At 71.5% G+C, this 18,237-nt stretch carries 15 protein-coding genes; 4 read left to right on the top strand and 11 right to left on the bottom strand.

Annotated elements, in window-relative coordinates; translation table 11 throughout:
* Positions 1-23 precede the first annotated feature (23 nt).
* The 6 genes from AB0B29_RS13450 to AB0B29_RS13425 all read right to left on the bottom strand — a co-directional run bounded on the left by AB0B29_RS13450 (position 24) and on the right by AB0B29_RS13425 (position 7,475).
* On the bottom strand, positions 24-1,811 hold the full coding sequence (locus AB0B29_RS13450; protein ID WP_362238103.1) for an ABC transporter ATP-binding protein: 1,788 nt from the start codon (positions 1,809-1,811) through the stop codon (positions 24-26).
* Positions 1,812-1,815: 4 nt separating this feature from the next.
* Entirely contained in the window at positions 1,816-2,874 is a 1,059-nt protein-coding gene (locus tag AB0B29_RS13445; protein WP_362238100.1) for an iron-siderophore ABC transporter substrate-binding protein, read from the bottom strand.
* 91 nt (positions 2,875-2,965) lie between these two features.
* Positions 2,966-3,820: an ABC transporter ATP-binding protein gene (locus tag AB0B29_RS13440; protein WP_362238098.1), complete on the bottom strand. Its 855-nt coding sequence runs from the start codon at positions 3,818-3,820 to the stop codon at positions 2,966-2,968.
* A 39-nt stretch (positions 3,821-3,859) separates the two neighbouring features.
* Positions 3,860-4,921 (bottom strand): FecCD family ABC transporter permease, encoded by a 1,062-nt coding sequence (locus tag AB0B29_RS13435; RefSeq protein ID WP_362238096.1) that lies wholly within the window; start codon positions 4,919-4,921, stop codon positions 3,860-3,862.
* Positions 4,918-5,979: a FecCD family ABC transporter permease gene (locus AB0B29_RS13430; RefSeq protein ID WP_362238094.1), complete on the bottom strand. Its 1,062-nt coding sequence runs from the start codon at positions 5,977-5,979 to the stop codon at positions 4,918-4,920. Before AB0B29_RS13430 ends, AB0B29_RS13435 begins: the two co-directional genes overlap by 4 nt.
* 140 nt (positions 5,980-6,119) lie before the next feature.
* Positions 6,120-7,475, bottom strand: a complete 1,356-nt coding sequence (locus tag AB0B29_RS13425) for a lysine N(6)-hydroxylase/L-ornithine N(5)-oxygenase family protein (protein ID WP_362238092.1) — start codon at positions 7,473-7,475, stop codon at positions 6,120-6,122.
* Positions 7,476-7,725: 250 nt separating this feature from the next.
* Here AB0B29_RS13425 and AB0B29_RS13420 point away from each other — a divergent pair, with 250 nt between their 5' ends.
* The gene (locus tag AB0B29_RS13420) at positions 7,726-8,673 is read left to right on the top strand and encodes a methionyl-tRNA formyltransferase (protein WP_362238090.1); all 948 of its coding nucleotides are present in this window, start codon (positions 7,726-7,728) and stop codon (positions 8,671-8,673) included.
* A gap of 162 nt (positions 8,674-8,835) precedes the next feature.
* The gene (locus tag AB0B29_RS13415) at positions 8,836-9,087 is read left to right on the top strand and encodes a hypothetical protein (RefSeq protein WP_362238087.1); all 252 of its coding nucleotides are present in this window, start codon (positions 8,836-8,838) and stop codon (positions 9,085-9,087) included.
* 4 nt (positions 9,088-9,091) lie between these two features.
* Here the strand turns inward: AB0B29_RS13415 and AB0B29_RS13410 are convergent, their stop codons facing one another.
* The 4 genes from AB0B29_RS13410 to AB0B29_RS13395 form a co-directional block, all read right to left on the bottom strand.
* Positions 9,092-9,793 carry a response regulator gene (locus tag AB0B29_RS13410; RefSeq protein WP_362238084.1) on the bottom strand — a complete coding sequence of 234 codons (702 nt, stop codon included), beginning with the start codon at positions 9,791-9,793 and terminating at the stop codon, positions 9,092-9,094.
* Entirely contained in the window at positions 9,790-11,418 is a 1,629-nt protein-coding gene (locus tag AB0B29_RS13405; RefSeq protein WP_362238081.1) for a sensor histidine kinase, read from the bottom strand. The genes AB0B29_RS13410 and AB0B29_RS13405 overlap by 4 nt, the downstream gene beginning before the upstream one ends.
* Positions 11,419-11,533: 115 nt before the next feature.
* A complete protein-coding gene (locus tag AB0B29_RS13400; protein ID WP_362238078.1) occupies positions 11,534-12,037 on the bottom strand; it encodes a hypothetical protein in 504 nt (167 codons plus the stop codon).
* 103 nt (positions 12,038-12,140) lie between these two features.
* Positions 12,141-14,036: an ABC transporter ATP-binding protein gene (locus AB0B29_RS13395; RefSeq protein ID WP_362238701.1), complete on the bottom strand. Its 1,896-nt coding sequence runs from the start codon at positions 14,034-14,036 to the stop codon at positions 12,141-12,143.
* Between the two features lie 215 nt (positions 14,037-14,251).
* Here AB0B29_RS13395 and AB0B29_RS13390 point away from each other — a divergent pair, with 215 nt between their 5' ends.
* The gene (locus tag AB0B29_RS13390) at positions 14,252-15,235 is read left to right on the top strand and encodes a lysylphosphatidylglycerol synthase transmembrane domain-containing protein (protein ID WP_436845838.1); all 984 of its coding nucleotides are present in this window, start codon (positions 14,252-14,254) and stop codon (positions 15,233-15,235) included.
* Positions 15,236-15,476: 241 nt separating this feature from the next.
* Positions 15,477-16,574: a mechanosensitive ion channel family protein gene (locus AB0B29_RS13385; protein WP_362238076.1), complete on the top strand. Its 1,098-nt coding sequence runs from the start codon at positions 15,477-15,479 to the stop codon at positions 16,572-16,574.
* Positions 16,575-16,680: 106 nt separating this feature from the next.
* Here the strand turns inward: AB0B29_RS13385 and AB0B29_RS13380 are convergent, their stop codons facing one another.
* Positions 16,681-18,225: a M1 family metallopeptidase gene (locus tag AB0B29_RS13380; RefSeq protein ID WP_362238073.1), complete on the bottom strand. Its 1,545-nt coding sequence runs from the start codon at positions 18,223-18,225 to the stop codon at positions 16,681-16,683.
* Positions 18,226-18,237: the final 12 nt, after the last annotated feature.

Here is an 18,237-nt window from a genome sequence, read left to right as displayed (position 1 = left end):
AGGCTAACCTAAATAAGGGTTGCCTAACTACCCTCTCGCCAGGCCCGCCACAGTCGTGCGTACCGGCCGTCCAGAGCCACCAGTTCCTCGTGCGTCCCCTGCTCCACGACCCGTCCCGCGTCGAGCACGGCGATCCGGTCCGCGGCCATCGCCTGGGTCAGCCGGTGCGCCACGAACAGCGTGGTCCGGCCCGCGCAGGCGGCCAGTACGGCCCGCTCCAGCTCGGCGGCGCCCTCGCTGCCGGCCTCCGCGGTCGACTCGTCGAGCACCACCACCGGCGCCCTCCCCAGCACCAGCCGGGCCAGGGCGATCTGGGCGACTTCGGTGACGTCCAGACGCTCGCCCCCTTCACCGACCGGGGTGTTCAGCCCGTCGGGCAGCGCGGCGACCCAGCCCTCGGCGCCGACCGTGCGCAACGCGTCCCTCAGCTCAGCGTCGCTCGCCCCCGGCGCGGACAGCCGCAGGTCGTCGGCGAGCGGGCCGGAGAAGACGTGCGTCTCCTGCGTGAGGAGGCTGACCAGGGCCCGCACGCCGGCCTCGTCCAGGTCGGCCAGGTCGGTCGTCCCGACGCGCACCGAACCGGTCTGCGGGGTGCCGATCCCGGCGATCAACGCGGCCAGCGTCGTCTTGCCCGCACCCGTGGCGCCGACCAGGGCGAGCGAGCCTCCGGCCGGGATCGACAGGTCCACGTCCCGCAGCACCGGCTCCTCGGAACCCGGGTAACGGAACGTCAGTCCTTCGACCGTCACCGGGTACGCCCCGGCCCGGGCCGCCGTCACGGACTCGTCGCCGACCAGCCGCTCCTCGGCGGACTCCCCCAGCACCCCGACCAGGCGGGTCAGGCTCGCGCCCGACTTCTGCGCCTCGTCGAAGGTGAACATGATGGCGCCCAGCGGGGTGAACAGCCGGTGGAACAGCAGCGGAGCCGCCGACACCTCGCCCAGGGTGGCCGCGTCCGCCTCCAGCAGGGCGTACCCCACCACCAGGATCAGGACCAGACCGATGAACTCGGCGCGGTTCTCCCGGCCGACGAACCGGCCGAAGAACCGGAACACCTCGATGCCGAGCTCGCGCACCCGCCAGGACTCGGTGGTGACCTTCTCGCGGAAAGCGCCCTCCAGACGGTAGGCCCTGACCGTGTCGATGCCGTTCAGGCCGCTGATGAACGCCTGGGCGCGATCGGCCTGGGCCACGCGCTGCCTGCGGTAGAGCGGGGCGGACCGGGGCAGGTACCAGCGCAGCGCCAGCGCGTACGCGGGTAGCGCCCCCGCACCGGCCAGGCCGAGCCGCCAGTCGAGCCCGAACATGCCGAGGGTCGCGATGACGACCAGCACGCCCGCCGAGAACACCGTGGGGACGGCCGTGCGGATGCCTTTGGAGATGACGGCCACGTCGTCTCCGACCCGGGAGAGCACATCACCCCGGCCGACCTGCTCGATCCGTGTGCTCGGCATGCCGAGCACCGCACGGACGGCGCCTTCGCGCAGCCGCGCGAGCAGATCCGCGCCCAGCCGTCCGATGAGGTACGTGGAGACCGCGGTGGCCGCCGCGCCGAGCAGCGCGGCGGCACCGATGAGCACCCCGATCGTGACCAGGACCGAACGGTCCTCGCCCCCGACGACCCCGTCGACCACCCGGCCGAGCAGGAGCACGGGGAGCACCTGGAGCGCCGCCCCCGCGACCGTGGTGAGCACGGTCGCCGTCGTCAGCCCGGGCATCGCGCGGCAGTGGTCCGCGACCCAGCGGGCGGCCTCGCGTCCGTTCGTCGTGCGCAGGGCCGCCGGGGCGACGCGCGTGTCGGCGGTGCTCACCTCCCTACTCGACCGACTTGACGAGCTCGTCGATCGCGTACGGCATGGACAGCAGGGTGCCCTGGGAGATGGCCGCGCCGACCGCCGGCCCCTCGCTGTCGAGCAGGTAGGACACGTTGCCCTTCTTCACGGCGTCGAGGTTGGCGAACAGCTTGAACTTCTTGAGCGCTTCGGTGTCGGCCCTGTCGTTGATGACGAAGATGCGGTCGACGTCGACGAGGTCGATGCGCTCGGGCGAGAGCGTGGTGTAGAAGTTGCCGCCCGCGATCTTGTCGATCCCGGTCTGGTACTTGTAGCCGATGCCGGTGACGAGCCGGCCGCGGACGTCGGTGGAGGTGAAGGGTGCCACCGAGTCCTTGTACCAGGACAGTGCGACCGCGGTTTCCTGGCCGAGCTCGGGGTGCGCCTTCTTGGCCGCGTCCAGTTGGCCCTGGATGTCGTCGACCATCTTCTGGCCCTCGCCGGCCCTGCCGAGGGCCTTGGCGATGTGCAGGGCGTTGTCCTGCCAGGGAGCGCTGAAGGGCTCCTTCTCACCCTTGGTGCGGGCCACCGTCGGGGCGATCCTGGAGAGCTTGTCGTAGGCGGCCTGGTCGATCTCGGAGTACACCGCGACGATCAGGTCGGGGCGAAGGGCCGCGATCTTCTCGTAGTTGGGGCCGGAGTCGCCGTTCTTCATGACGACCTCGGGCTTGGTGTCGCCCCACTTGTCCTTCACCCAAGGCCACCGGGTGTTGATGTCCGGGCTCTTGCCGGGCGGGTTCGGATACTGGTCGACCATGCCGACGGGCTTGACGCCGAAGGCCAGGACGGTCTGGTCGTCGGTGTAGCCGACGGTGACGACCCGCTGGGGCGCCTTGTCGACCGTCGTGGATCCGAACGCGTGCTCCACGGTGACCGGGAAGTCGCCGGCGGCTGCGGCCTGAGTGTCCTTGTTCTCGCTGTCCGCCGTGTCCGCCGTGCCGGAACCGCACCCCGCGAGGAGACCGACGCCGAGGGCGGTCGCGGACAGTACCGCTGCCAGCCGCCGCCATGGCTTTCCGGGCGTCGTTCGATGGAGGAGCATCCACATCCCCTTGCTTTCGCGCCAGTTCGCTGCGCCCTTGCCTCAGGGCAGCCAAACCTTACCGCGCGAGAGTGAGGTTAGCCTAGCCTTACTAACAGCCCTGCGCCGGAAGGTGTCCGGGCTGCACGTGGGCCCGCCCTATCGGCACGATGAGCGGCCGGTCGCCGACCGGGTCGTCGATCACCCGGGCACGCAACCCGAAGGCCTCATATAGCAGTTCGGCGGTGACCACCTCACGCGGATGCCCCTGCGCCAGGATCGACCCCTCCCGCATCACCACGAGGTGGTCGCTGTAGCGCGTGGCCAGGTTGAGGTCGTGCAGCACCATGACGACCGTGCATCCGGACTCGTGCAGATCGTCGACCAGGTCGAGGACGTCGAGGGCGTGTGCCAGGTCCAGATAGGTCGTCGGCTCGTCCAGCAGCAGCAGGTCGGTGCCCTGAGCCAGCGTCATCGAGATCCAGACGCGCTGGCGCTGCCCGCCGGACAGCGCGTCGACCGGGCGGTCGGCGAGGTCGGACACCCCGGTCATGGCCAGGGCGCGCGCCACCACGTCGGCGTCGTCGGACGACCACTGCCGCAGCCAGCTCTGGTGGGGGTGACGGCCCCTGGCGACCAGGTCGGCCACCGTCAGCCCCTCCGGCGCGACGGGCGCCTGCGGCAGCAGCCCCAGCTTCTTCGCCACGTCCCGGGTCCGGAGCCCGCCGATGTCCTCGCCGTCCAGGACGACCGTCCCGCCGGCCGGCTTGAGCAGCCGTGACAACGTGCGCAACAGGGTCGATTTACCGCAGCCGTTGGGGCCGATGATCGTGGTGATCACGCCCGGCGGTATCGCCACGTCGAGCTTGTCGATGACGACCCGGCCGCCGTAGCCGACCGTGACACCTCGGGCTGCGAGCCGCGAAGCGCCGTCGGCCGCGGCCTCGGTGACGGACTGTGCGACCACGGGTCCCCCCTTGTTCGGGTTCAGCTGACTCTTGTACATCTACCGCAGGTTCGCCCGTACCAGCAGATAGACGAGGAAGGGCCCGCCGATCGCGGCGGTGACCACGCCGACCGGGAGCGAAACGGGCAGCGCCGTGCGCGCGACGAGGTCCGAGCCGGTCAGCAGCAGCGCGCCCGTCAGGCCCGAGGCCACCATCGGCGGTGTGGGGCAGCGCGCCAGACGCATCGCCACCTGCGGTGCCACCAGCGCGACGAACGGCACGGGGCCCGCCGCGCTCACCGCCACACCGGCCAGCAGCACCGCGCACAGCAGCAGGACCGCCCGCACCCTCGCGTAGCGCACGCCCAGGCCCGCGGCGATCTCGTCGCCGAAGTGCATCGGCCCGAACTGGAAGGCGACGCAGGAGACGACGGCCAGGAGGACGAGCCCGCACCACAGGGCCGTCCAGACCTCGCCCCAGGAGCGGTCCTCCAGGGAGCCGACCAGCCACGCCTGGGCCCGGGCCACGTCCCTGATGTCGGCCGTGACCAGCAGCCAGGCCGTGATCGCCTCCATCACGGCGCTCACCGAGATGCCGATGAGAATGAGCCGGAAGCCGTCCACCCCGCGCCGCCAGGCCAGGAAGTACACCAGCAGGCCCGTGCCGAGCCCGCCCGCGAGCGCCGCGGCCGACAGTCCCACGGAGTTGGCGATCGCCGCGGCGGTCCCGCCCGAGACCGTCACCAGGAACACCGCCACGGCACTGGCACCCGAGGTGATGCCCAGGACGTCCGGGCTTGCGAGCGGGTTGCGGGCGATGGACTGCGTGAGCGCCCCGGACACCCCGAGGGCGACGCCCACGACGAGTCCGGCCAGGGCGCGCGGCATCCGCAGGTCCATGATGACGAACTCGTCGACCCGCTCGCCCCGCCCGAAGAGTGTGGCGATCACCTGCGGGAGGCCTACGGGGAAGTCCCCGACGCCGATGGACACGCAGAACGCCAGGAAGGCCGCCGCCGCGAGCAGCAGCGTGACGCACAGCAGCCAGGGCCGCCAGACGAACGACACCCGGCCGAGCCGCACGCCCGGCGGCAGGGACGGCTTCACCCCGGTCACGTTCATGCTTTCCTGAGCTTTCCGCGCCACACGAGGACCGCGAAGAAGGGGGCGCCGAGCAGCGCCACGAGAACACCGGCGTCCAACTCGCCCGGCCGCACGACCAGTCGGCCGACGATGTCGCACAGCAGCAGCACGACGGCCCCGAGCAGACCGGCGTACGGCACGAGCCAGCGGTAGTCCGGGCCGGTCAGGTACCGGGCCACGTGGGCGACCATGAGGCCGAGGAAGGCGATGGGGCCGCACGCGGCCGTCGCCGCGCCGGCCAGCAGGGTGATGGCGGTGATGCCGACGGTCCGGTTCAGCGCGATGTTCACGCCCAGGCCCCTGGCCACGTCGTCGCCGAGGTTGAGCAGGTTGAGGGAGGGCAGCGTGGTCAGGGCCAGCAAGAGCCCGGCACCGATGAAGGCGGTCACCGGCCGGATGACGTCGAATCCGGCACCGGCGAGGGAGCCGGCGTTCCAGAACCGCAGGGCGTTCAGCGCCGCCTTGTCCGACAGCGCGACGGCGGTGGTCATCGCCGCGAGGAACACCGTGACGCCCTGGCCGGCCAGGGCGAGGGTCAGCGGGTTGCCGGCCCCGCGCCCGATGCTCGCGAGAGCGAACACCACGACACCGGCGACGGCCGCCCCGGCGAAGGCGAACCAGACGTACTGGAAGGGGTTGCCGAGCCCGAACACGGAGATCGCCACCACCACCGCGAACGAGGCGCCGGAGTTCACGCCCAGCAGGCCGGTGTCGGCGATCGGGTTGCGGGTGAACCCCTGCATCAGCGCCCCGCCGACGCCGAGGGCGACGCCCGCCACGACCCCGAGGACCGTGCGGGGTACGCGTACGGTCTCGACGATGAGCCTGATCTCCGTGAGCCGCCGGTCGGGGTCCGGGGCGCCGAACAGTCCGTGCCACACCTCGGCGGGGCTCAACGCGCGTGCCCCGACGGCCAGCGACAGGACGCCGGCGATCACGAGGACCGTCAGAAGGGTGCCGAGACCCACGACCCGCCGGTGACGGGTCGCTGTCGAGCCCTTGACCGGGGGCCGCTCCACTGCAGCAGTCGTGCCCATGTCGACGTACGTTATCCCTTGCGTAATGGGCGAGTTGACCGGATGGCGCCTGCGACTCCCCCAAGGAACCGGGGAGAGGGCGCGACCGGTCATGGCGGCGCCGGCGCCGATCCTTGGCACCGGCACCCGCAGCGAAGCGCCTAGCGGGCGGCGCTGCCCGTGCCGTCGGCGACCGTGTGCGTCCGGTCGGCGGCGGGCTCGGCCCTGCGGCCGAGGAGGGAGTCCAGGATCTCGCCCACCCTGATGGCGGTGTTGGAGAGCAGCGACGAGGTGATGCCGTGCGTGTGCTCCGTGCCGCCCTGGAGGTAGATGCCGCAGCGCAGGGCGGGGTCGGCCGCGATGCGCCAGTCGCGCTCGACGCGGACGCGGCCCTCGTCGTCGCGCAGGCAGCGGTCGGCGACCTCCCCGAGCAGGCTCGTGGGGTCGACGGGGCTGTAGCCGGTGGCGAAGACCACGACGTCCGCGTCGAGATCGGTTTCCTCGCCGGTGACCAGGGACGTCACCGTGGCGCGGACGCTCGACGGGGTCTCCTTGACGCCGGTGAGCCGGGAGACGTTGAGGAACCGCAGCCGCTCGGTGCCGAGCACCTTCTCCTGGTACGACTGCCGGTAGAGGTCGTCGATGAGGTCGATGTCCACCACGGAGTAGTTGGTGTTGCCGTGGTAGTCCATCAGCCGGCGCTTGACGTCCGCGGGGGCGGCGAAGTACGCGTCGACGGCCTGCGGGTCGAAGATCCGGTTGGCGAAGCTGCTGTCGTCGGCGGGGCTGTAGCCGTAGCGGGAGAAGACGGCGCAGACCTCGGCCTCGGGGAAGCGGCGGTGCAGGTAGGCGACGTTCTCGGCGGCGCTCTGGCCGGCGCCCACGACGACGAAGCGGGAGGGCGAGGTTCCCCTCAACTCGTCTACTTTCGCGAGCAGTTCGGAGTTGTGCCAGACCCGTTCGCCGCGCTCCACACCCTCGGGCACGAGCGGACGCAGTCCGGTGCCGATGACGAGGTTGCGGGCCCGGTGGACCTCGAGGCCGCCGCCGGAGCGGACGGTCACCTCCAGGTGGTCCACGACACCGTCCCGGGTCACGGGCGCGACGCCGACGACCTCGTGGCCGTAGGAGACCATGTCCTCGACCTGCGCCGCGGCCCACTCGAAGTAGTCGTGGAACTCCACCCGCAGCGGGAACAGGTTCTTGTGGTTGATGAAGTCGATCAGCCGGCCCTTGCTCTGCAGGTAGCACAGGAAGCTGTACTGGCTGGCCGGGTTCCGCAGCGTCACCAGGTCCTTGAGGAAGGAGACCTGCATGGTGGCGTCGTCGATGAGCATGCCGCGGTGCCAGCCGAAGCGGGGCTGCTGCTCGAAGAAGTGAGCGGCGATCGCCTCCTGCCCGCCGACGCGGGTGTTGTGCTCGCGGAGCGCGATCGCCATGGCCACGTTGGACGGCCCGAAGCCGATACCGATCAGGTCGTGGACCGGCGATGCGCCATCGGGAAGAACCTGCGACATGTCACTCCCATCGTGCGGGGCAGCCGCGCGTGTCAGGTGTGGAGGGAACGGGAGACGGGCATGCCGACGACGCAGCACGCCAACGAACTTAGGTGAGCCTAAGCTAAACCCGCAGAGGTGTCGACAGGGCAAAACGGACACGGATCGAAGGTGAGTCTCGCCAACTCACCGACCGCGCACACCCGTTGCGCACTAAGGTAAGCCTTGCTTTACTTGCGTCGGCCAACACCTTGCTCTGAGGAGGAACCCCATGCGGGTCGTCATGTTCGGTTACCAGACCTGGGGGCACCGCACCCTGCAAGCCCTCCTGGAGTCCGAGCACGACGTGGTGCTGGTCGTGACCCACCCCAAGAGCGAGCACGCCTACGAGAAGATCTGGAGCGACTCGGTCGCCGACCTCGCCGAGGAGCACGGCGTCCCGGTGCTGATCCGCAACCGCCCCGACGACGAGGAGCTGTTCGAGCGCCTCAAGGAGGCCGACCCGGACATCATCGTGGCCAACAACTGGCGCACCTGGATCCCCCCGCGCATCTTCGGACTGCCCCGCCACGGCACGCTGAACGTGCACGACTCGCTGCTGCCGAAGTACGCCGGCTTCTCACCGCTGATCTGGGCACTCATCAACGGCGAGTCCGAAGTGGGCGTCACGGCGCACATGATGAACGACGAACTCGACGCCGGCGACATCGTGCGGCAGGAGGCGGTGCCGGTCGGCCCGGCGGACACCGCGACCGACCTCTTCCACAAGACCGTCGACCTCATCGCCCCGGTCACCATCGGCGCACTCGGCCTGATCGCCTCGGGGCAGACCGAGTTCACCCGGCAGGACCGCTCCCAGGCGTCCTTCTTCCACAAGCGGGCCGACGAGGACAGCCGCATCGACTGGAGCTGGCCCGCGGAGGACCTGGAGCGCCTGGTGCGCGCCCAGTCGGAGCCGTACCCGAGCGCCTACACCTTCCACCGGGGCAAGCGGCTCGACGTCCTGGCCTCGTTCGTGTCCGAGGGGCGCTACGGCGGCACCCCCGGCCGGATCTTCTACCGCGAGGGCGACGGTGTGGTGATCGTCGCGGGCGCCGACGCCCGCAGGGGACGCAACCACGGCCTGGCCATCACCCGCGTACGCACCGAGGACGGCCGGGAGTTGCCCGCCGCCGAGTACTTCACCTCCATGGGCGGCTACCTCACCGGCCGCCCCTGACCTGCCGCCCCGGTACGGTCCCGGGGCCGGCACCGCAGCGCCGCCATGTGGGCCCGGTCCGCACGGCGGCGATCACGGACAAGCGCTGCTGCCTCAGGCGCCAAGTGCCCTATTTTTTGGACGGTGTTCACAGAGAAGGCACAGCCGGACCACCGTTCACGCATGACGCCGCCCAGCGTGCTGGACCTCAGCGCGTACCTGATGTACGCGACGGGAAAGACAGCCCGCCGCGTCGACGTCCGCATCACCCCGCAGGGCGGAACGGCCCGCGACCATCTCAACGCCGACATCGCCTCCGCCGACGACGACCTCCTGTCCCCGCTGAGCGATGCCGAACGGGAGCAACTGGCCTCACTGCTGCGGCGCGTGCACGCCCGCCACGAGGAACAGGGCCCCGCCTCCGGTCCCGGGTGACGACTCAGCCCCGCCAGCCGTAGCGGCGTTCCGGCCGGCCGGCGGCGCCGTAGCGCAGGGACACCTCCGCACTGCCCGTGCCGTGGAAGTACTCCAGGTAGCGGCGGGCGCTCACCCGGGACACGCCGGTGACGGCGGCGCACTCGGTGGCGGACAGGGTGCCGTCCGCCTCACGCAGGGCCCGCTCGACGAGTTCGGCGGTCTCCACGCTCATGCCCTTGGGCAGGGTGGGGGCCGGTGCCGGGCCGAACGCGCCGGCCAGGACACGGTCCACGTCCGCCTGACCGCGGACCACCGTCGTCAGCAGCCTGCCCCGCTGGGTGGCGTAGCGCTCCAGGCGCAGGCGCAGATCCTCGAAGTCGAAGGGTTTGAGGAGGTAGTCGACCACGCCGCGGCGGACGGCGCCGCGTACCGTCTCGGCCTCGGTGGCCGCGCTGATGACCATGACGTCGCAGTCGTGCCCGGCGGTCCGCAGCCGGGGGATGACGTCGAGCCCGAACAGGTCGGGGAGGTACAGGTCGAGCAGGACGAGGTCGGGGCGAAGCGTCTCGACCGCCTCGATGGCCTGTCCCCCGGTGTGGGCCGTGCCGACGACGCGGAACGGCTCGACGCGCTCGACGAACGCGCGGTGGACCCGTGCCACCATGAAGTCGTCGTCGACCACCAGGACGTCGATCGCGTCCGCCTTGTCGCTCGCCTCGGTCATGGGGCCGCTCCTTCCGCCACCGCGCCGTCGAGGTGGCTGACGGTCATGCGTGCGGTGAACACGGCCCCTTCAGGCGTGTTGGACACCGAGATCTCTCCCCCGTGCCGTTCGCAGACCAGCTTGGTCAGGGCCAGTCCGATGCCACGCTCGCCCTCCCGGGCGGCCTTGGTGGTGAATCCGTGGGAGAACACCTCGCGGGCCAGTTCCGGAGCCACGCCCGGCCCCGAGTCGCGGACCACGATCTCCACGCTGGCGGCGTCCTGCCGCAGCGCCACCTCCACCCAGGCGTCGTCCCGGGCGCCGGCGGCGTCGACGGCGTTGTCCACGAGGTTGCCGACCACGGTCGCCACATCGGCGGCGTCCTCAGGGGTCAGGCGCTCCAGCGCGGTGTCGTCCGAGATCCGCAGGCTGACCTTACGTTCCGCCGCGAGGGAGGCCTTCGCCATCAGCAGTGCGGCGACCGCGGTGTCCCCGACGCGGCGGCTGAGGGTGACGTCCAGGGACTGGCGGTGCCGGCTCAACGCACGGATGTAGGCCACGACTTCGTCCTGCTCACCGATCTGGATCAGTCCGGAGATGGTGTGCAGCTGGTTGGCGAACTCGTGCGCCTGTGCCCGCAGCAGTTCCGAGGAGCTGCGGAAGGAGCCGAGCTCCCGTTCCAGCCGGGCCAGTTCGGTGCGGTCGCGCAGGGTGGTGACCGAGCCGAGCGGCCGGCCGTCCTTGGTGACGGTCATCCGGTTCATCACCAGGACCCGGCCGTGCCGGACGACGACCTCGTCCCGCTCGCCGGCGGCGGTGCCCGACAGCACGTCGCGCAGCCTTCCGTCGATGCCGAGGCCTTCGAGGCTCTGGCCGACGCAGTCCTCGGGCAGGTCGAGCAGGCGGCGGCCCATGTCGTTGACGAGGGTGAGCCGGTGCTGCGGGTCCAGGGCGATCACGCCCTCCGCGATCCCGTACAGCATCGCCTCCCGGTGCTCCGCGAGCCCGGCGATCTCGCCCGGCTCCAGCCCGAGGGTCTGCCGTTTCACCCGCCGCGCGAGCAGCCAGGAGCCGGCGACGCCCAGTGCGCTGGCGATGCCCAGGTAGGCGAGCAGATAGGAGGACGCGCCGCTGAGCCGCTGCCACACCGTCGGATCGGCCTCGCCGATCATCACCGTGCCGAGGATCCGGCCCAGGTTCTCCTCACTCGCCCCGAGGACGGGCACCTGGGCGGCAAGTTCGCGGTCGCCGTCCAGGGTCAGCTGCCCGGACCAGCCGCGGCCTTGGGCGGTGCCCGGCCCCAGCCGCATCCGCTCCCCGACGACGGTGGGGTCCGTGGAGCTGACGATCCGCCCGGCCGCGTCCGCCACCGACACCGAGGTCACCCCCGACTGCGCCTGGGTGGCGAGCACCAACGGGGCGAGCGCTTCCCCCGGCGCGGGACGCGTCAGCTGGCTGCGCACCAGGGGGTTGGCGGCCAGCTGTTCGGCGAGCGCGCCCACCCGGCGCCCTTCGACGCGGTTGAAGGTGGCCTGGGACTGGGCGAGGGAGACCCCGGCGACGGCCAGCAGCACCACCACGACGATGGCGAGCTGGAGCACCAGCATCTCGCCCGCGAGCGAGTGGCGACGAAAGGTGGCGACCACGACGGACTCAATCTGCGATGCCGCCGCGAGCGGGGCGGCTCATGTGCCGAGCCGCACCATCATGACGCCCACCAGCACCGACGACAAGAAGCAGGCGTGGCCGGAGCTCCTGCGGTCACTTCGGGCCGGGCTTGGGGCCGATGCCCCGCAGCTCCCTGATCGTGCCGCCGAGCTTCGCGCGGAAGGACTCCAGCAGCGCCGGCTTCACGCTGACCACCCAGCGCGTCCCGACGAGGTACTTGCCTCCGTAGACGCGCGCCTCCTCCAGCCAGGTCTCCTTGAACCTCTCCTCGGGGAAGGTAGTGATGAGGTAGTCGGCTTTCTCGGTATGGCACAGGCCCTGGCGCAGTTCGTCGGCGTCGATGCGGATCTTCGCCTTGCAGCCGGTGAGCCCGGCGATCACCTCCACCCTGGCCGGTGCGACGACCCCGGCGGCCGGAGCGGCGGTCACGCTCGGCGCCGCCTTGCCGCCGCCCGCGCCCTCGGCGTCGTCGCCACCGTCGCACGCGGTGACGAGGGGAAGGACGAGCAGGGCACCGGTCGCCGTGACGGCACGCAGCCGGAGGGCGCGCGAGGGGCTTCGGCGGGTGGACGGTACGGGCGCTTGCTGCTGGGACACGTCGCCTCTCCGGGTGTGGCTGTCGGCCTGGCTTCAGGAGCACTCGCTGTCCTCAGGAGGGCTCGAAGAGGAGTACGCACAGGTCCTGACGGGTGTTCACGCGCTAGGCGGCCTCCTCCACCGTCTCCCCGCGCGCCTCGTCGGCCGGTCCGCCGAACTGGGTGCGGTACAGCTCCGCGTACCGCTGCCCCGCCGCCAGGAGTTCCTCGTGGGTGCCCCGTTCCACGATCCGGCCGGCCTCGACGACCAGGATCTGGTCAGCCGCCCGGACGGTGGAGAGACGGTGGGCGATCACGATGGCCGTGCGGCCTTCGAGTGCTTCGGCGAGGGCTTCCTGGACGGCGGCCTCGGAGGTGTTGTCGAGGTGGGCCGTGGCCTCGTCGAGGATGACGACGCGCTGGCGGGCCAGCAGCAGCCGGGCGATGGTCATGCGCTGGCGTTCACCGCCGGACAGGCGGTAGCCGCGCTCGCCGACCACGGTGTCGAGCCCGTCGGGCAGGGACCGTACGAGGTCGTCGAGACGGGCCCGGCGCAGGGCGTCCCACAGGTCGCTCTCGGTGGCCTCGGGCCGGGCGAGCAGCAGGTTGGCGCGGACGGTGTCGTGGAAGAGGTGGCCGTCCTGGGTGACCATGCCCAGGGTCTGCCGCAGCGAGTGCGCCGTGAGGTCGCGGACGTCGACGCCGCCGATGCGCACGGCCCCCTCGTCGGTGTCGTACAGGCGCGGCATCAGCTGCGCGATGGTCGACTTGCCCGCCCCCGAGGAGCCCACGAGCGCCACGGTCTGACCGGGTTCGGCGCGGAAGGACAGGCCGTGCAGCACCTCGTCGCCGCCTCGGCCGTCCAGGGACGCGACCTCCTCCAGGGAGGCCAGGGAGACCTTGTCGGCGGCCGGGTAGCCGAAGCGGACCTGCTCGAACTCGACCGACACGGGCCCGTCGGGCACCGGGCGCGCGTCCGGCTTCTCCTCGATGAGGGGCCTCAGGTCGAGCACCTCGAAGACCCGCTCGAAGCTGACCAGGGCGCTCATCACCTCGACGCGCGCCCCCGCGAGTGCCGTCAGCGGTGCGTACAGCCGGGTCAGGAGCAGCGCCAGCGACACGACGGCGCCGGGTTCCAGGGCGCCGCGCAGGGCGAACCAGCCGCCGAGGCCGTAGACCAGGGCCAGGGCGAGTGCCGAGACCAGGGTGAGCGCGGTGATGAAGGCCGCCTGGGCGGTCGCGGTCCGGATCCCGATGTCGGCCACGCGGCGGGCTCGTTCGGCGAATTCCCGCGACTCCTCCTCGGGACGTCCGAAGAGCTTGACCAGGGTGGCGCCGGGGGCGGAGAACCGCTCGGTCATGCGGGTTCCCATCGCGGCGTTCAGCGTCGCCGCCTCCCGCTGCATCCGGGCCATGCGGCTGCCCATGCGCCGGGCCGGGACCACGAACACCGGCAGCAGCACGAGCGCCAGCAGGGTGATCTGCCAGGACAGCGTGAGCATCACCGCGAGGGTGAGCAGCAGCGTGACGAGGTTGCTGACCACTCCGGACAGGGTGTTGCTGAACGCGCGCTGGGCGCCGATGACGTCGTTGTTGAGCCGGGAGACGAGGGCGCCCGTACGTGTGCGTGTGAAGAACGCGACCGGCATGCGCTGCACATGGTCGAAGACGGCGGTCCGCAGATCGAGGATGAGGTGCTCCCCGAGCGTCGCGGACAGTCTCCGGCCGAGAATGCCCAGGGCCGCCTCCGCCACCGCGATCAGCGCGATGAGCAGGGCCAGGCGTACGACCCTGCGCTCGTCCCCGTGGGACACGATCGTGTCCACGACCCACCCGGCCAGGACCGGCGTCGCCACGGCGAGCAGGGCGGTGCCCACGCCCAGCAGAACAAAAAGGGCGATACGGCGCCGGTGCGGGCGGGCGAACGCGCCGATACGGCGCAGGGTGGCCAAGGCGAAGGGCCGGCGCTCCCGTTCGGCGTTCATGACGCTGTGCAGTTGTGTCCAGGCTGTCGTCTCCATACTCATGGGAGCGACCGTAGAACCTCAAGCAATCTTGAGGTCAAGGAGCTCGCACATCGCCACGACATCCCGCACAATCAGCCCGATCCCCCTCTTCCCCGTCCCTTCACGCAAAGGCCCCTATGACGCTCCCCACCCAGCCGCTCCCCACGCGCAATCCCCAGTCCCCGCTCCCGCAACCCGCAGTTGGCACGGCCTGGACAGCCTCTACAGACGTGACAGCGGTACAACTCCCCGAACTCCGACCCGGACGACTCCCCCGCCGCGTCCCGGTCCGCCGTCTGCGGCAGATCCTGTGCCTGCTCCCGCTCCTGCTCGTCACCGTGGTCGCGGTGCGGCACCGGTCGGTGCTTTCGGACGGTTTCGCACACCTGGGCACCGCCGAGTGGCCCTGGCTGCTGGCCGCCGTCGGCGCGACCTGCCTGACCTGGGTCGCGGCCTCCTGCACCCGGCAGGGCGCGGTCGTCGAACGGCTGCCCCGACGACGGCTGCTGGCCACGCAGTTCGCGGCCGGCGCGGCCAACCACCTGCTGCCGACCGGGCTGGGCGCGAGCGCGGTCAACCTGCGGTTCATGACGGTGTGCGGACTGCCACTCGCCCGCTCCTCCGCCGCCCTCGGCCTGTACCTGCTCGCCGAGAGCACCGGCCGGATCCTGCTGCTGGGGGCCCTGCTCGTCGCGTTCCCCGACGCGCTGCGGCTCGGCACGCTGGTACCGGAGACGGCGTTCGGCCCGCTGCTGGCCGGCGTCGGGGTGGTGCTGGTGATCGCCGCGACCGTGCTCGTCCTCGTACGGCGGCTGCGCTCGGCCCTGGTGTCCTTCCTGCGGACGGCGCTCGGCGAGGCGCGCTCGGTGCACACCCGGCCCGCCCGGGCGCTCGCGCTCTGGGGCGGGTCCTTCGCCTTCCCGGCGCTGCAGGCGTCGGTCCTGGTGCTGGTGGGACGGGCGTTGGGGCTGGACGTCCCGGCCGCGCACATGGCGGTGGCCTACCTGGCGGCCACGGTGGCCGTCGCGCTGGTGCCCACGCCGGGCGGGATCGGCTCGGTGGAGGCGGCGCTGGTCGTGGCACTGGTCGCGGCGGGCGGCCCGGCCGCGGTGGCCACCGCCGTGGTCCTGGCCTTCCGGGTCATCACCGTCTGGCTGCCGCTGGTGCCGGGTGCGCTCACGCTGGCGGCGCTGGTGCGGCTGAAGGTCATCTGACCGGGACGGAACCGTACGTGACGAGATGTCATGTGCAGTAGCTCACCCTTCGCTCACCCCCGTCTGCGGTACGGACCCCCGTACGGAATGCGGCAGGATGAACGATCGTGCCGACTGCTGGTCAGGGTGGTCGGGCACCTTCGGACACTCCGGAAAAACGAGCAGGTGACGACGTGACGAGACTTCACATCCGACCGCCGGTGGCGGGCTTCACGGCGGTTCCCCGCCCCGGGGGTGACCGATGAACCGGGCGCTCACCGTGGACGACCTGCTGTTCGCCGGCATCGCCCTCGGCTCGGGCCTGCTGGCGGCGTTCGCGCTGCGCGTCCTGCTGCGCTGGCTGGGCAGACACGCCGACCGCACCCGCTGGAGCGGGGACGACGTCATCGTGCACGCGCTGCGCGCCGTGGTGCCCTGGGCCGCCGTCGTGGGCGGTGTGGCGGGCGCGGCGGCGGTGCTGCCGCTGACCCGGACGGTGCAGCACACCACCAACCAGGTGCTCACCGTACTGCTGATCTTCGTCGCGACGGTGTCGGTGGCCCGGGTGGTGACCGGGCTGGTGCGCAGCGTCACCCAGTCCCGCTCCGGGGTCGCCGGATCGGCCACGATCTTCGTCAACATCACCCGGATCCTGGTCCTGGCGATCGGCTTCCTGGTGGTGCTCCAGACCCTGGGCATCTCCATAGCCCCGCTGCTCACCGCCCTCGGTGTCGGCGGCCTGGCGGTCGCGCTGGCGCTGCAGGACACCCTCGCCAACCTCTTCGCGGGCATCCACATCCTCGCCTCCAAGACCGTCCAGCCCGGTGACTACATCCGTCTCAGCAGCGGTGAGGAGGGCTACGTCGAGGACATCAACTGGCGGCAGACGACGATCCGCAACCTGTCCAACAACCTCGTCGTGATCCCCAACGGCCAGCTCGCCAAGGCGAACATGACCAACTTCATGCGCCCGGAGGAGCAGCTGACCGTCCTGGTCCAGGTCGGGGTGGCCTACGACAGCGATCTGGAGCACGTGGAGCGGGTGACCAACGAGGTCATCGCCGAGACGATGGCCGAGGTCGAGGGCGCCGTGGCGGACCACGAGCCGATCATCCGGTTCCACACCTTCGGCGACTCCCGCATCGGCTTCACCGTCATCCTCGGCGTCGGCGAGTTCAGCGACCAGTACCGGATCAAGCACGAGTTCATCAAGCGCCTGCACAAGCGCTACCGCGCGGAGGGCATCCGCATCCCCGCCCCGGCGCGCACGGTGGCGCTCCAGCAGGGCGGGGTCGTCATCCCGCAGCAGCGGACCGGCGAGATCGAGCCGGGCGGACTGAGCTCCGCCCGGCTCGACTGAGGCGCGCCGCCGCCTGAGGAGCGCGCCTCGGCCCGCACGCGCGTGTCCGGCCCGGACGCGCGGGCTCGGCCGGGACGCGCGGGCTCGGCCGGGACGCGGCGGCTCGTTACAGCGTCGCGGAGTTCTCGTGGTGGCGGCTGTCCCTCCGGTCGCGCGGCGCCGAGAGGGACGCCTTCACCGGCGTCACGGTCCAGTCCGGGTGCCCGGGCATCCGGGGCGTCTTCGTGCCGTAGAGCCAGTCCCGCAGGAAGCCGCCGAGGTCCTGCCCGGAGACCTCCGAGGCGACGGCGATGTAGTCCTCGGTGGAGGCGGTGGAATCGCGGTAGCGCTCCAGGAACGTGCGCTCCAGGGCCGTGAAGGCCTCCTCCCCGACCTGCTGCCGCAGCGCGTACAGCACGAGCACGCCGCCCACGTAGCGCTGGGCGTCGAACAGAGTGGCCGCGTTGGGCGCCGCCACCGGCCCGGAGTCGCGGCGCCACTGGTCGCCCAGGGCGTAGGTGTACTTCATGCGCGCTTCTAGCGTGGTCATGCCAAGCGAATCGGCCCAGCCGCGCTCGTAGCGGTACAGCAGGCCGTAGAAGTCGGCGTGGCCCTCGTTCAGCCACAGGTCGGCCCAGGTGGCGGGGCTGACACTGTTGCCGAAGTAGGAGTGGACCAGCTCGTGCATCATGTGCGAGCCGATCTTGCTCTCCTCCTGGAGGAGGTAGTTCGGCTTGTAGAGCGTGAGGGTCTGGGTCTCCAGGCCGGTGAAGTCGAAGGCGTCCGAGGCGTCGTTGTTGCAGGGCAGCAGGCCGTACGTCTCGAAGGGGTACGCTCCGAGCCGCTGCTCGACCCACGCCACCAGGGCCGGTGTGAGCGCCAGGGCCGGTTCCAGGGCCGCGGCCCGGGCGACGGGGACGACGTCGCGCAGCGGCAGGCCGTGCGGGCCCTGCCGGTCCTTGATCACATAGTCGCCGACGGTGATCTGCACCACCTCGGTGGCGATCGGCGAGCGGGAGCGGTAGGTGTACGCGGTCCGGTCGCCGGACAGCTGCTCGGTGCGCACCAGCCGGCCGCTGGCGACGCCCCGCAGCCCGGCCGGCACGGTGAGCCGGAAGGTGAAGTCGGCCTTGTCGGAGGGGTGGTCGTTGCAGGGGAAGACGGTGTGCGCCACGTCCGGCTGGCCGCACACCGCGAATCCGTCCGGGGTGGCCACCCAGCCCCCGGCGGGCGGCGGGGTCCGGCGCGGGTCGGCGCCGTAGGCCACGCACACCGTGGCCCGGGACTTCGCCGCGAGCGGACGGGCGGGGGTGATCCGCAGTTTCCCGGCCACCTGCTCGGAGGCGGCCGTGCGGCCGTCGACGCGGACGGAGCGTATGTCCAGGCCGCGCGCGTCCAGCGAGAAGCGGCTCAGGGCCTGGGTGGTGCGGATGGTCAGGGTCGCGGTGGCCTCGACGAGCTTGGTCGTGGCGTCGTAGGCGAAGTCGAGGTGGTAGGCCGAGACGCGGTATCCGTCGTTGCCGAGGGCGGGGTAGACGGGGTCACCGAGGGTCTCGGCGCCCGGGGTGGCTCCGGTGCCGGGGGCCGCCTGGGCCGGGACCCCCGTGGTCAGTGCCGCCGCCGTGCCGATCAGGGCGGCCGCGGGGGCCGTCACTCTGGTGCGATATCTCATGGTCAGCCTTCG

Source organism: Streptomyces tibetensis (assembly GCF_040647715.1).
In the GTDB taxonomy this organism is placed as follows: Bacteria; Actinomycetota; Actinomycetes; order Streptomycetales; family Streptomycetaceae; genus Streptomyces; species Streptomyces tibetensis_A.
Note: the sequence above shows the minus strand (reverse complement) of the source record. Positions and strands in the feature narration are given on the sequence as shown.

Coding starts and splice junctions, on each gene's coding strand:
- AB0B29_RS13435 (WP_362238096.1), bottom strand. CDS start 4,921: ATGAACGTGACCGGGGTGAAGCCGTCCCTGCCGCCGGGCGTGCGGCTC.
- AB0B29_RS13410 (WP_362238084.1), bottom strand. CDS start 9,793: ATGACCGAGGCGAGCGACAAGGCGGACGCGATCGACGTCCTGGTGGTC.
- AB0B29_RS13395 (WP_362238701.1), bottom strand. CDS start 14,036: ATGGAGACGACAGCCTGGACACAACTGCACAGCGTCATGAACGCCGAA.
- AB0B29_RS13425 (WP_362238092.1), bottom strand. CDS start 7,475: ATGTCGCAGGTTCTTCCCGATGGCGCATCGCCGGTCCACGACCTGATC.
- AB0B29_RS13385 (WP_362238076.1), top strand. CDS start 15,477: ATGAACCGGGCGCTCACCGTGGACGACCTGCTGTTCGCCGGCATCGCC.
- AB0B29_RS13420 (WP_362238090.1), top strand. CDS start 7,726: ATGCGGGTCGTCATGTTCGGTTACCAGACCTGGGGGCACCGCACCCTG.
- AB0B29_RS13415 (WP_362238087.1), top strand. CDS start 8,836: ATGACGCCGCCCAGCGTGCTGGACCTCAGCGCGTACCTGATGTACGCG.
- AB0B29_RS13380 (WP_362238073.1), bottom strand. CDS start 18,225: ATGAGATATCGCACCAGAGTGACGGCCCCCGCGGCCGCCCTGATCGGC.
- AB0B29_RS13430 (WP_362238094.1), bottom strand. CDS start 5,979: ATGGGCACGACTGCTGCAGTGGAGCGGCCCCCGGTCAAGGGCTCGACA.
- AB0B29_RS13445 (WP_362238100.1), bottom strand. CDS start 2,874: ATGCTCCTCCATCGAACGACGCCCGGAAAGCCATGGCGGCGGCTGGCA.